Genomic DNA, 13643 nt, shown 5'->3' with positions numbered 1-13643 from the left:
GATGGCCACGCTGGGACTCGTCCATAATTCGCCGGTGCTGGCACCGATCTTCAACGAGATTGCGGCGCGGGTGATGCCCGACGTGCGCATCCTGCATTTCGTCGATGAGAGCACGATCAAGAACACGATCGCGGCGGGGTATCTGCAGAAATCCACGATGCGGCAGGTGATCCGGCTGGTCGGATCGACTTTCGATGCCGGGTGCGACGTGGCGCTGGTGACCTGTTCGTCGATCGGGCGCGCGGTGGATATGGCGGCTGAGCTGTATGACCAGCCGGTGCTGCGCGTGGATCGCGCGATGGCGGAAAAGGCGGTCGCGACCGGCAAGCGCATCGGTGTGATCGCGACGCTGTCGACCACCCTCAATCCCACCGCCCAACTGGTGCGTCGCGTGGCCGCCGAGCAGGGCAAGGAAATCGAGATCGTCGAGCATCTCTGTGCTGGTGCATTCGACGCGGTGATGGCGGGCGACGGCGCGACGCACGACCGGATCGTGAGCGAGGCGCTGACGCGTTCGCTGGCGGATGTGGACGCGATCGTGCTGGCGCAGGCGTCGATGGCGCGGGTGGTTGCGGCGCTGCCCGAGGGCGCGGTGCAGGTGCCGGTGCTGGCCAGCCCGGAACTGGGCATGCTGCACGCCGCGCAAGTGCTGAAGGGTCTGGGCAAATGAAGAAGCGCCATGCCGTTCTCGGCTTCCTCGCCACGCTCTCGGTCATCACATTCATCGACCGGATGGCGATCGCGGTTACCGGACCGACGATCCAGAAGGATCTGGGCATCACCCCCGAACAATGGGGTTGGGTGCTGAGCGCCTATGTCATCGCCTATGCGGTGTTCGAGGTGCCGTCGGGCGCGCTGGGCGACCGCTATGGCTATCGCAAGGAACTGACGCGGATCACCGTGTGGTGGTCGTTCTTCACCGCGATCACGGCCGCCTGCACCAATTTCTGGCAGCTGGCCGCCGCGCGCTTCATGTTCGGGCTGGGGGCGGCGGGTGCCTATCCCAACATGTCCGGCGTGCTGTATCGCTGGCTACCGAAGCAGGAGCGCGCGCGCGGGCAGGGCGTGATCTGGGCAGCGAGCCGGTTCGGCGGGGCGCTCGCGCCGCTGCTGCTGGTGCCGATGAACGCGGCGCTGGGGTGGCAGGCGGTGTTCATCATCCTGGGTGTGATCGGGTTCCTGTGGGCGGTGCTGTGGTTCCGCTGGTATCATGATCGCCCGGCCGAACAGCCGGGGATTACCGCCGAGGAAGTCGCCGAGATCGGCAGCGACGAGGGCGGCGGGCATAGCGGCACGCCGTGGAAGAAATTGCTGAGCCTGCCGCAGCTGTGGCTGATTTCGCTGGCCTATTGCTTCTATGCATTCGGCAGCTGGTTCTTCTTTGGCTGGTTCCCGACCTGGCTGGTCAAGGGCGCGGGCTTCACCGTCGCGGAGATGGGCCTGTATGGATCGATCCCGTTCCTGTTGGGCATCGTCAGCAATCTGGTCGGCGGCGTGCTGTGCGACCGGCTGGGCGCGCGGATCGGGTTCAAAAATGCCTATCGCATCATCACCAGCGTGTGCCTGACGATCACGGCGGTGCTGCTGTTCATGATGAGCATGGCGACGGGCAAGGTCGCGGTCATCGTGCTGGCGGGCGCGGCGTTCGCGGTCATGGACCTGATGCTCCCTGCCGCCTGGGCGATGTGCATGTCGATCGGTGGGCGTCATGGTGGCGTCGCAACGGGGTTTATGAACACGGCGGGTAATCTGGGCGGGTTCATCTGTACGGTGGTGATCGGCTATATCATCGTGGGCACCGGCAGCTATGCGGTGCCAGTGCAGGGCGTGGCACTGATGGTGCTGATCGCCGCCGGGCTGTTCGCGCTGATCGATGCAGGCAAGGGGTTCGACCAGAAACTGGCGACCGCATGATGCGCTTCGCGATGGCGATGGCGATGGCGTTGGCGTTGGCGAGCCTTATGCCCGCTGCGCCAGCCCTGGCCGACACGGTTGCCCCGGCAGGTCAGCAGCAGTTCGAACGGCTGTGGCTGGGGTCGGCCTGGTATCCCGAACAATGGCCGGAGGCGCGCTGGGACGAAGACCTGCGGCTGATGAAGGCGCATGGTGCCAACGTCGTGCGGATCGGGGAGTATGCGTGGAGCCGGATGGAGCCGCGCGAGGGCAAATATGACATGGACTGGCTGGTCCGTGCCGTGCGGCTGGCGGCGAAATACGACATCAAGGTGGTGGTCGGCACGCCGAGCGATACGCCGCCGGCGTGGATGACATCGAAGTACCCCGACGTGTCGCAGGTCGATACGACCGGCAAGATCGTGCCGCACGGGATGCGCCGCCAGTTTTCGATCTCGTCGCAGCGTTATCGGGCATTTTGTGCCGAGATCGTCAAGCGCATGGCATTCGCGCTGGGCAAGGAGCCGAACGTCATCGGCTGGCAGATCGGTAACGAGCCGACCGACGAGAGTTACGACGCAGAGGCGAAGGATGCGTGGGTGGCGTGGCTGAAGCAGCGTTACGGCACGCTGGATGCGCTGAACGAAGCGTGGACCACGTCATACTGGTCGCAAAGCTATACGGACTGGGAGCAGGTGCCGTTCAGCGCGGCGAAGGCCAATCCCGGCTGGATGCTGGAGCTGAAGCGTTTTATCACCGCGCAATGGGTGGCGTTTCACCGCAACCAGGCGGGCGTGATCCGCGCGAATGTACCGCGCTCGCAATTCGTGACGGTGAACTTCGGTGGGCTGGGCTGGGCCAACCGTTTCGACCGTTATGCCGCCAACCGCGACCTCGATTTCACGTCATGGGACAATTATGTGGGGTCCGGCCATCTGAAGCCGTTCCGCAACGGCGCCAGCCACGATCTGGTGCGCGGATGGAAGCGCAAGAATTTCTGGGTGATGGAAATTCAGCCCGGCTATGTGAACTGGGCCGGGGTCAGCAACATGCTGCATCCGGGCGAGACGCGGGCGATGGCGTGGCAGGCGATCGGGCATGGCTCCGACGGGCTGCTTTACTGGCAGTGGCGCAATGCGCGCAACGGGCAGGAAACGATGCACGGCGCGCTGATCGGACAGGATGGCACGCCGTTGCCGATCTATGCCGAAGTGCAGCAGATCGGGCGCGAGATGGCGAAGGCGTCGCCGGTGATCGCGGGGACGCATCCGGTTTCGCAGGTGGCGGTGCTGCATGATTATGCCAGCCGCTGGGCGATCGATTTTCAGCTGCATCACAAGGATTACGACCAGATCGATGTGCTGCTCGACTATTACGAGCCGCTGAAACGCGCGCTGGGCGCAGTCGATATCGTCGAGGCGGAGGCCGCGCCGCTGGCCGGGTATAGGTTAGTGGTCGCGCCGAGTTTGAACCTCATCACCGAGGCGATGGCGAAGCGGCTGGCGGATTATGTGCGCCGTGGCGGGTATCTGATCCTGGGGCCGCGATCGGGGATGAAGGACGAATATAACCGGCTGCAGGAACAGCGTCAGCCGGGGGTCCTGGCAGAGTTGCTGGGCGGGCGGGTCGAGCAATATTATGCGCTGCTGGAGCCGGTCGAGGTTGGGGGCGGCACGGCGTCGATCTGGGCCGAGCAATTGTCGGTCAGCGCCAAGGATGCCGAAGTGCTGCTGACCTACGGCAAGGCCAATGGCTGGCTGGACGGCAAACCGGCGGCGATCACGCGCAAGGTGGGCAAGGGGCGGATCACTTATGTCGGCGCGCTGATCGGAGATGCCGTAATGGCGCGCCTGATCGACGGGGCGATGACCGGCGCTGGCGTGGTCCGCGACTTCGACTTGCCTGAGGACGTCGAGCTGATGACGCGCGAGGGCAAGGGGCGGCGGGTCGTGATCCTGATCAACCATGGGTCTGAGATGCGGACGGTGATGCTGCCAGCGGCGATGCGGGATGTGCTGGGCGGCGGGTCGGTGCGATCGGTTGTGTTGCAGGCCGAGGGTGTGGCGGTGTTGCAGCGCTGAGGCGATTCCCTAGTTGCTATAGCGTGATGACATTCACCTGATTTTGTCGTCACCCCGGGCTTGACCCGGGGTCCCGCTTCTTCGAGCGTTCGCCATTAGCGGGACCCCGGGTCAAGCCCGGGGTGACGGGGTTATTTCAAGATACAGTCATCACGCGCTACCCCCCGCTTCACCACCTCGAAGAAATCGTCACCGCCCATCTGGCCGCCTTTCAGCACAAGTTCCAGCCCGTCGATCGCGGGGTCGGCTGCATGGGCGCGGACCAGCGGGGCGCCGCGCTCGATCGGCGCGGCCCAGGTGAGCGCGTCGATGCCGAGTTGCGCGACGCCGTGGCTGGAGGTGTCGCCACCCGCGAACAGCACACGGCGCAGGCTGGCGCGGCGGACCACATCGCCGGTGATGCGGCCGAGCGCCTGGCCCAGTTTCTCGCCAGCAGCCGGGACGTCAGTCTCGAGCGGTCCTTCGGCAGAATTGATGACGGCGCGGTAGCCGGTGGACAGCGCGGCGAGCGCGGCATCGGCGAGGCGGTTTTCTTCTTCGGATGACCCTGCCAGCAAGGCGGCGACATCGGCGCGGGTCGAGACGAACCCGTCGGCGGCACTGCGCGCGATCTGGCGTGCTGTGACGGGCGAGCAGCTGCCGCTGACGACGAGCAGGCGATCGGTTGCGTTGGCGGGCGTGAGCACGGGGTCGCTGCCAATCACGCCAGCGGCGCGCCACGCGAGGACAAGTGCACGCGTGACCCCGGAGCTGCCCGCAGCGAAGCGGATTTTGCGCGTGAGCAGGATGTCGCCGGTGGCGGCCAGATCGTCCAGCGTGATGCCGTCGAACAGCACCGCATCGGCATCGCTCGCCGCGTCATAGGCGGATGCGGTGTCGCCCGCCTGAATGCGGTCGAGCGGGACCAGCGCCATGCGGGCGTCGGTCTGTGCCGCCAGATGCCGGATCAGGTCCGCCTCGTGCATCGGCGTCACCGGATGGCGCGACATGGTCGGGTGGCGGTCGATGCGATAGATGTTCGCACCCGCCGCCGCGAACAGATTGCCGTAAGCGACATAGCGGCGCAGGTGCGGCGCGGCGACGACGATCGCGGCGGGGCCACCGAACGCCTGCAATCCGATATCGAGCGCGCGCCCGATCGAGCCGGTTCCAGGGCTGGAATCAAAAGTGGAGCAGGTCTTGTAATGGACCAACGCGGCGTCGCTCAGCGCGTCGAATGCAGCCGGCAGATTGGCGTCCATCCATGCGGGCGAGCGGCTGCGTGCGTCGCTGGCGAGGCCGAATGCGCGCGCCTCCGGAAAGCGTGCGAGCAGCGCGTCGTCCGGGGTTCGCAGGAACAATACGGCGGGGACGCCGCCCTCCGCCAGTTGCTCCAACACATCGGTCGATCCGGTGAAATCGTCGCCGACAAATGCGTAGAGCGGCTTCACCCGCCGAACGCGTTCAGCGCCGCTGCCAGCTCGGGCGAATGCTTCGCCGCATCATCGACCGGCACGCCTGCAACCGCGGCTTCCCATGACTGGAGCAATGCGCGCACGCCCGCTGCCGGACCGTGCGGGTGCGCCATGATCCCGCCGCCCGCCGCGAACATGCAGTCGACCGAGCCAAGCGCGGCAAAGGTCGGTGCCGCCTGTTTCGCCGACTGGCCGGAGGAGAAGACCGGCATGATCTCGCATCCGGCATGCGGCGCGTCGAACATCGGCGTCAGGCATTCGCGGGCAGAGGCGATCACGCTTTCTTTGCTTTCACAGAACTTGTTATCGATACCGTTGACGTGGGTGTGATCGATCCCCGCCAGTCGCCACAGTTTCTGGAACGCGATATAGCTCATCCCAATTGCGGGCGAGCGGCCGAGCATCCCCCAGCCATTACGATGGCCGTGGATCGGGAGCTGCGAATGCGCGCGCAAGACCTTCATCGCGGGCAACCCGATCGAGTTCATGCTGGCCATGATGCAAGTGCCGCCCTCAGCCAGCACATGGTCGTGCCGCGCGAGCATCTCGTCGATCTCACCGGTCAGGTTCGCGGCAAACATGACCTTCTTGCCCGTGCGGTCGGCATGGTCGTTGATGACGCGCATGACAGCGGTGATGCGCGCGTCGAACGGGCAGTGCGGGCCGTCCGATTGCAGCTCGTCGTCCTTGATGAAATCGACGCCCGCCTCGACCAGCACACGCACTTGTTCGGCGGTGGCTTGCGGAGAAAGGCCGACGCTGGGCTTGATGATCGTGCCGATAATCGGACGGTCATACACGCCCGCCAGCTTGCGTGTGCCGACAACACCGAATTGCGGCCCCTGATAGCGGGTCAGGAACACCGGCGGCAGCGTGACGTCGACCAGGCGCAGTCCGGAAAACGCCTTTAGCTCCGACAGATTGCCGTTGATGGTCGCCAGCAGATTGGGGAGCGACGGCCCCATGTTCGACATCGGCCAGGACAGGACGACGCGCGCACGACGGCGCTTGCCGTCCCATCCCTTCGGCGTTCCCGATCCCGGCAGCGACGGCGCGGCGACCTCGCCCAGCTCGACCATTTGCTCGACGCGAGCGGCATGTGCCTCGCGCAATTCGTCGGTTTCACCGGGCACGCGGACGAAGGTCCCGGTCGATTGCTCGCCCGCCATCGTTGCCGCAGCCGCCTCCAAGGGGAAGGCGGTTTCGATCTCGTAAGTCGCCGTGACGCGCGCTTCGCTCATTTACGCGGTCTTGAAATAGGTCGTCGAACGCTCAGTATCGACCGCATAATAAGGCACGAAGACGAGGTTACGCTGACCCACCTTTGTCCGGTAGGATTCGGGATGACCGGGCATCGGCGACAGCGCCTTGGGCAGGGCGATGACGTCGTTCTCGATCCCTTCCCACGGGTTGATGCCGACATACATGACCGCACCGCGCATCACCGCGGCGAGGTTTGGATTCTCCGGGTCGATCGGCAGCGTGCGCAGCGCCTGGGGTATCGTCAGCTCAACGATGTCGCCGGCTTTCCAGCTGCGGCTGATCGCCGCCAGTTTGCCCGGCGTCGTCGGCTGCGACTGGCCGTTGACCAGCAGCTTCGCGCCTTTGGTCCAGGCCGGGATGCGCAGCTTCATCGTGAAGCGGCCATTGCCGGCCTTGCGCACCTTCAGCTTCACCGTGTCGGTCACCGGATAGTCGGTTTCCTGCACGACCTCGACCGCGCCGCCGGGGCGATCCCATGTGACTTCGGACGGGGTGTAGAGGTTGACCATCAGATTGTCGTCGTCGTGGAAATAGGCGTTCAGCACATAATCGACGACGCCCTGAAGCAGCGTGCCCGAGCAGCATGGCCATTTCTGATGGTAATAGCGCTTCTCGCCCGCCGCGCCGTAATCCGAATAATAGGGATAGCCGCCATCGCTGTCGGGCAAACGGGTGGCGAGCATGGTGTTGTAGAGCGTGCGTTCCAGCCCGTCGCCATATTGCGCGTCACCGGTGAAGCGGATCAGATAGCGCGCCAGTTTCAGGTCGGCGAAGGCCCCGCATGGCGTCTCGAAATGCGCTTTCGACGTTTTCAGGCTCTTGGCAAGATTGCCCTGGCCCAGCTCGACGAACTGTTCCTCCGGACCCCAGCCGCCGCTGGCGAAGCGCTGTGGCTCCATGAACTTCCACGCGTTGATGAGCGCGGTGCGATACTTCTCGTCGCCCAGATGCAGATAGGCCTGCGCGCCGGACGCATTGCCGATGGTGTGGCTGTACGCATGTTTGGTCGGCAGCACGTCCTCGCCACGCGCGAGCGGATCGAACCATTCCTTGTTCAGCAGGTAATGGACCGCCATGTCGTGATATTTCTTGTCGCCGGTGATCTCGGCGACATGAAACAGGTTTTCCGAGATGACATAGGTTTCATCGTATGGCGGTTCGCGCTTGCCGATGCGGTCGCGCGAGACTGGCGAGATGTATGGACGGCACTTTTCAATGATGATCGGCAACAGCGTCTTGGCCTGCTCCACCCCGCTCAGGCGATAGGCGTCGACCAGCCCGACGACATATTTGTCCATGACATAGGCGGCCCACTGCGCCTGTGCGCGCGGCCCGGCATAGGGGTTGGTCGCCTTGACCATCGCCTTGCCCCACTCGCTGACCAGCAATTTGACCTTGTCATGTGCCGCCTGATCGCCGGTCGCGGCGCCATAGCGGGCGAGGCCGGAGATATACTGGCCCATCGTAAGCCCGGCGACAAAGCCGTCCTTGTCGTACCACCCGCCCATGTCGGGGCCGGGGGCGGGGAGGCCGGCATTCTGACGGAACACCTTTAGGATGCGGTCATTGTCGAGTGCCAGAAAGTGCGAATGGATATGGTCGAACTGGCGCTTGATGCGACCACCGGTCAGCTTGACCTTGCCATAGGAGAATTCGTGCATCGCCTCCTTGCCCTTCAGCGCGCCCGAAGCCTGGGTTGCAGCGAGCGCAGCGGCGGGCAGGGTGCCGACGCCGACAGCGGTGGTCGCACACGCAGCGCAGTGCATGAAATGTCGCCGTGATAGGCCTTCCGTGGTTGGGCCGTCAGTCATCCAGTCTCTCCCAGTGCAACGCGCTTCCTTACGAATTTTTACGGATTCGTGGAAAATCGAAGCATATAATAATACTAATAGCGATAGGACGCAATCGGTCGAAAGCGCGATTTATGCGATCGGCTTATTTGCGGCGCTTTTGCGGGACGCGGTTCTTTTCGATGCGCGAGACGCCGTGGCCGATGATGTCGCGCATCGCCCGCGCGGCGCGCTCGCCGTCGCGGGCCTCGATCGCATCGACGATCTGGGCATGGCCGCGTACGCTGGTCTGATGCTCCTCGGCTTCGTTGACGGGCGAGCTCATCCGGAACGACGCCATCAGCGCGGTCTCGATCACCGCCGACAGCGAGCGCATCAACGCATTGCCCGACGCGCGACCGATCGCCTTGTGGAATTGCAGATCGGCCTCGGCAAAGTCGCGCGCGCTGTCGGTCGCGTCGCGCATGCCGGCCAGATGGTGGCGCAGCTCGGCGATATCGGCATCGCTGCGCCGTTCGGCGGCGGCACGGGCGGCGGCGGACTCGATGGCGACGCGGATCTCGGCAAGGTCGCGCAGGAAATCGACGTCGAAGCCCTGGCTCGATTTCCAGGCAAGGATGTCGGCGTCGAAGAAATTCCAGTGCGAGCTGTCGAGCACCGACGTGCCGACGCGCGTCTTAGAGACGATCAGCCCCTTTGCCGTCAGCGTCTTGAACACCTCCCGCAACACGGTGCGCGAAATGCCGAAGCGGGCGAGGATCTCGGCCTCCTGCGGCAGCTTTTCGCCGGGGGGAAGGATGCCGGCGAGGATATCATTGCCCAGCGCCTGCGCGACCTGATCGTGGCTCGACCGGACACTGCGCGTGAAGCGACCGAAGCTGGGTTCTTGTCCCTCGATATGGTTCAACTTGTACATCCGGTCGCGGTCCCCGGTTTGTGTATGCGGCGAAGTGCCGCGCATTGCCACCCTCCCCGCAAACAGAACGCCCCGCCACGGCGATGAGCCATGACGGGGCGAACCGCAGCCGTTCCGGGGAGGGGGGCGGTGGCTGTCAGAAGCGAACCCGGACACCCGCCGAGATGCGGCGACCGGTCTTGCGATACTCCTTGGTGCGATCCTCGCTCATCGAATAAAGGAACTCCTTCGCATTGTTCACATTGATCGCGTCGGCAAAGACCGTGAAGTGCGAGCCGACGTCATAAGAGAGACTGACGTCGAGCTGGCCATAGGCGTCGAAATATTCCTGCTCGCTGTTCCGGCCGACCGCGGTCTGCAGGAAATTGTCACGGTAGGTATAGGCGACGCGGGCCTGGATGCCGTATTTCTCGTAGAAGCCGACCAGGCTGTAGGAGTATTTCGACAGCCCTTCGAGGCTGTAGGTCTGGCCCGGCACGACGCTGGGGTAGGATGCGTCGGAGTCGGTGTAGTTGAAGCTGGTCTGGACGCCTAGGCCATCGAACGGTTCGGGCAGCCAGTTGGCGAAGGACTGGCGATAGCCGATCTCGAAGCCCTTGACGGTCGCACCGTCGCCATTGCCCGGAACGGTGACCGAAAAGGTCACCTGATCGACCAGCTGGCGCGTGGTCACCAACGTCACGAACGAGTCAATCTTCTTGTAGAAGGCCGCCGCCGACAACAGCGACGCGTCGGCGAAATACCATTCGGCACCCAGTTCGACCTGGCTGGCGCGGAACGGCTGAAGATCGGGGTTGCCGCGACGGATCGTCTCGTTGCCGGGATTGGTCTGAATGGTCTGTCGCGGCGACAGGTCCGAGAGGGTCGGGCGCGTCAGCACCTTCGACGCAGCGAACCGCAGCAGCAGATCGTCGGTGAGGTTAAGGCGGGCGTTGATCGAGGGCAGCCAGTCCGAGTATTTACCGCGGAAGCTGACCGGTACGACCGGCGAGACGACGATCGTGTTCTGACCGCCGCCGGTCGGCACAGCGCTGAGCACGGTGCGCGACGCACCCGACGAGGTATAATCGGTATTCTCGTAACGCAGCCCGACATTCACCGCGAGCTTCATGCCCGCGAACTCGGTATCGAGCGCGGCCATCGCATAGGCGACCTTGACCTTCTCGTTCACGATGGACGAGCCGGAGGGCGAGAAGACCGCCGGGTTGAATGTCCGTCCGTCCTGCGCGGCGAACTGATCGACCTGAAGCACCAGCGCGCGCGGATCGTAGATCAGCCAGTCACGAATGATGTTGTTGCCGCCGCCCGAGAAAAAGCCGCGATCGGTCGGCTGGAACAGCGACGTGGGAAGGGCGCGGTTCGAATCGCAATAGGCGCATTGCTCGCCAAACGGCATCTCGTCGGCGGTGATCGTCTTGATGCGGCTTTGCGCCATCGCACCGGCGTAAAGGGTCAGCGCGCCGCTGCCCGGATTCCAGTCGATATCGGCGCGATACTCCTCGATCTCGTCGTCGATGTTCGATCCGCCGCCCCAGATATAATAATGCGCGGTGATTCCCTGCGGGTTGGTCGCGGCATTGGGATAGGCCGCACTGCTCAGGCCATAATCATAGATCGGGCTGCCGCTTCGGCGATCGAAGAAGAAGTCGATATTCTTGCGGCGGATCGTCGTGAAAAGATTATTCTCCTTGCCACGGCGGCGCGCGTCGGAGAGCGAGCCGTCGAGGCGAACGCGCAGTTCGTCGGTCGGCTTCCAGTCGATGTTGATGCCGAACTGGTCGGTGGTGACGTTGCGGTCGTCATACTGGATGATCTGATCGACGAAGCCGCCGGTATAGCGCTGATAAACGGACTCGCCGCCGGTCTGCACACCGTTCACCACGCTGCCGCCCTGGACGACCTGTTCGGCCAGAATGCCGCCCGCGAAATCATAGGCCAAGCCGGTCTGTTGCTCCTTGAAGCGCGCCTTTGAATAGAGCGTGTCGATCGTCACGGTCAGCTTGTCGCTTGGCCGCATCTGCACCGATCCATTGACCGCCCAGCGCGTCAGTTCGCGCTCGAAGAAGAAAGGCGACAGGTTCGAAGGCATCGACACGCCGCTGAAATTCTGGACGCCCGCGCCGATGCGTCCGCGCGGAACACCGGCCAGGTTGTAATAGCTGTCGCCCGCCGACCGCCGCACATGGCCAGCGCCGATGGTGAATTCGTCGATCCGGTTTTCCTGCTTCGAATAGACCCCGGCCAGCGCGACGCCGAACGTGCCCGAGTCATTCTTCCAGCTGGCGACGCCCGAAAATTCGGGGTTCCAGGTGTCGGCGATTTCCGAATACATGCCGGTCGCGGCACCCGCGACCTTGAAGCCTTCCTTCTGGTCGAGCGGGCGCAACGTGCGGACGTCGATGGTCGCACCGATCGACGCGCCGTTGATGTTCGCCTGCGGCGATTTGTACACATCGGCGCCCGAGATGACTTCGGACGGGATCACGTCGAACGAGAATTCGCGGCCATTATTGTCGGTGGCCAGCGTGCGGCCATTGACCGTAACCGCGTTGAACTTGGGGCCGAAGCCACGAACCGTGACGTAGCGGCCCTCGCCGCGATTGCGCTCGATCGTCACGCCGGTCACGCGCTGCAACGATTCGGCGACATTCTGATCGGGCAGCTTGCCCAGGTCCTGAGCGACGATCGAATCGACCACGCCAACGGCGTTGCGCTTGATGTCGATCGAGGCGCGCTCCGATGCGCGGATGCCGGTGACGAGGATTTCTTCCTCACCCGCAGCGGGTTCCTCGGCGGGCGCGGTATCCTGCGCGAGGGCGGGCTGGCTGAGCGCGAGCGCGGTACCGGCGGTTGCGGCAAGCAGCGCGGCGCGGCGAATCGTGGCGATACGATGGATCATTATTCCCCTCCTGAAGCTGTTCTTTGGACCGTGAATGGCGCAGCTTTAAGAGTATGTCAAATTATCATCATACGTATGATGAACTACCGCACCGAGCGGATCGGAATGACGCACAGCGCCGATCCGAACACGAAGATCACGGCCGCCCAGAAGATCGCGCGATAGTCATTGCCGAACGCGCTGAGCAGCACCGCGGCCATGATCGGGCTGATGATCTGGGGGATGTTGACGGCGGTGGTGAGGATGCCGAGATCCTTGCCCTCGTCGCCCAGCGCGCTCTTTGGCAGCACCTGAGTCATCAGCGCCATGTCGATCGACATGAACATGCCGTATCCCACGCCGATAATCGCGGCATAGGCCCACATGCCGGTCATGTTCGGGAACGCCAGCGGCGCGACCATCGCGCAACCCATGATGAGGCTGCCGAGAATGACGAACGGCTTGCGGCGCTGATAGCGGTCGGACAGCCAGCCGGAGCCGAGCGAGGAGATGACGAGGAAGATCAAGGTGACGATCGCCATATTGGCGATGGCGATATTCGACTCGTCATTCCCCAGCCCGATATAGTCGCGCAGGATGTAGAGCAGATACGCCGCCACCGCCTGATACCCCATGTAAATGAAGAAGCGGCTGGCGAATGCCCAGGCGAAATCGGGATGCTCGCGCGGGGAAATCCAGAAGCCTTTCAGGAACTCGCCCCAGTGCATACGCCGACGCGGCATCGCATCGCTGGGCGGCTCGCGGTTGATGAGCACAAAGGCAAGGCACGAGGCGAGGATCGCCAGCGCGAACAGACCGTAAGCGAGCACCCGCTCGCCCGCGAGATAGCCTGCGACGACGGTGCCGGCGGTCAGTCCGGCGGTCATGCCCGCGCCGACGATGCCCGATACGCCGCCGCGCGTTTCCGGCGCGAAACGGTCGGCGATCAACGTCGTCATCGCGGGCTGCATCGCGTTGTAGGCGACGGTGGCCATCACCCAGAATATCATCAGCGACCAGAAGCTGGTCATCCACGACACGCCGAACAGCGCTAGCGACCCGATCAGCGATCCGATCGCGATCCATGGCGAACGGCGGCCCCAGCGGCTGCGCGTGCGATCCGACAGCGCGCCCGCGATCGGCGTGGTGAGGGTGGAAAAGACCGAAGTAATGGCGAACAGCAGCGCCAGATTGTTCGCCTTTGACCCCTCATCCAGTTCCGCGATCTGGTTGGGCAGCAACACGCCGAGCACGCCGCTGTACAGCGCCATCAGCAGGAAGAAATTGACCATTAGCGACAGTTGCAGCTTCGTCCGCTGCGGGCCGAGCACATAGGATGGGGTCGTGTCGGCGGCTATGGCCATGTCG

At 64.0% G+C, this 13643-nt stretch carries 9 protein-coding genes; 3 read left to right on the top strand and 6 right to left on the bottom strand.

Going from position 1 to position 13643, the window contains the following annotated elements; all coding sequences use genetic code 11:
- Position 1: 1 nt before the first annotated feature.
- From U1702_RS10705 to U1702_RS10695, 3 genes are read left to right on the top strand one after another with little or no spacing between them, the layout of a single operon-like run.
- Positions 2-670 carry an aspartate/glutamate racemase family protein gene (locus U1702_RS10705; protein WP_332724234.1) on the top strand — a complete coding sequence of 223 codons (669 nt, stop codon included), beginning with the start codon at positions 2-4 and terminating at the stop codon, positions 668-670.
- Positions 667-1914 carry an MFS transporter gene (locus U1702_RS10700; RefSeq protein WP_332724232.1) on the top strand — a complete coding sequence of 416 codons (1248 nt, stop codon included), beginning with the start codon at positions 667-669 and terminating at the stop codon, positions 1912-1914. Before U1702_RS10705 ends, U1702_RS10700 begins: the two co-directional genes overlap by 4 nt.
- Positions 1911-3974, top strand: coding sequence for a beta-galactosidase (locus tag U1702_RS10695; RefSeq protein ID WP_332724230.1), 2064 nt, complete (start codon positions 1911-1913; stop codon positions 3972-3974). The genes U1702_RS10700 and U1702_RS10695 overlap by 4 nt, the downstream gene beginning before the upstream one ends.
- Positions 3975-4105: 131 nt before the next feature.
- Here U1702_RS10695 and U1702_RS10690 read toward each other — a convergent pair whose 3' ends face one another.
- The 6 genes from U1702_RS10690 to U1702_RS10665 form a co-directional block, all read right to left on the bottom strand.
- Positions 4106-5404, bottom strand: coding sequence for a four-carbon acid sugar kinase family protein (locus U1702_RS10690; RefSeq protein WP_332724228.1), 1299 nt, complete (start codon positions 5402-5404; stop codon positions 4106-4108).
- Positions 5401-6669, bottom strand: coding sequence for a ribulose-bisphosphate carboxylase large subunit family protein (locus U1702_RS10685; RefSeq protein WP_332724226.1), 1269 nt, complete (start codon positions 6667-6669; stop codon positions 5401-5403). Before U1702_RS10685 ends, U1702_RS10690 begins: the two co-directional genes overlap by 4 nt.
- Entirely contained in the window at positions 6670-8457 is a 1788-nt protein-coding gene (locus U1702_RS10680; RefSeq protein WP_332724224.1) for a beta-L-arabinofuranosidase domain-containing protein, read from the bottom strand.
- A 169-nt stretch (positions 8458-8626) separates the two neighbouring features.
- Positions 8627-9442 (bottom strand): FadR/GntR family transcriptional regulator, encoded by an 816-nt coding sequence (locus tag U1702_RS10675; protein ID WP_332724222.1) that lies wholly within the window; start codon positions 9440-9442, stop codon positions 8627-8629.
- Positions 9443-9533: 91 nt separating this feature from the next.
- Positions 9534-12296 (bottom strand): TonB-dependent receptor, encoded by a 2763-nt coding sequence (locus tag U1702_RS10670; RefSeq protein ID WP_332724220.1) that lies wholly within the window; start codon positions 12294-12296, stop codon positions 9534-9536.
- An 83-nt stretch (positions 12297-12379) separates the two neighbouring features.
- On the bottom strand, positions 12380-13639 hold the full coding sequence (locus U1702_RS10665) for an MFS transporter (RefSeq protein ID WP_332724218.1): 1260 nt from the start codon (positions 13637-13639) through the stop codon (positions 12380-12382).
- Positions 13640-13643 lie beyond the last annotated feature (4 nt).

Origin of the sequence: Sphingomonas sp. LT1P40 (assembly GCF_036663835.1) — a bacterium.
Taxonomy (GTDB): domain Bacteria; phylum Pseudomonadota; class Alphaproteobacteria; order Sphingomonadales; family Sphingomonadaceae; genus Sphingomonas.
Note: the sequence above shows the minus strand (reverse complement) of the source record. Positions and strands in the feature narration are given on the sequence as shown.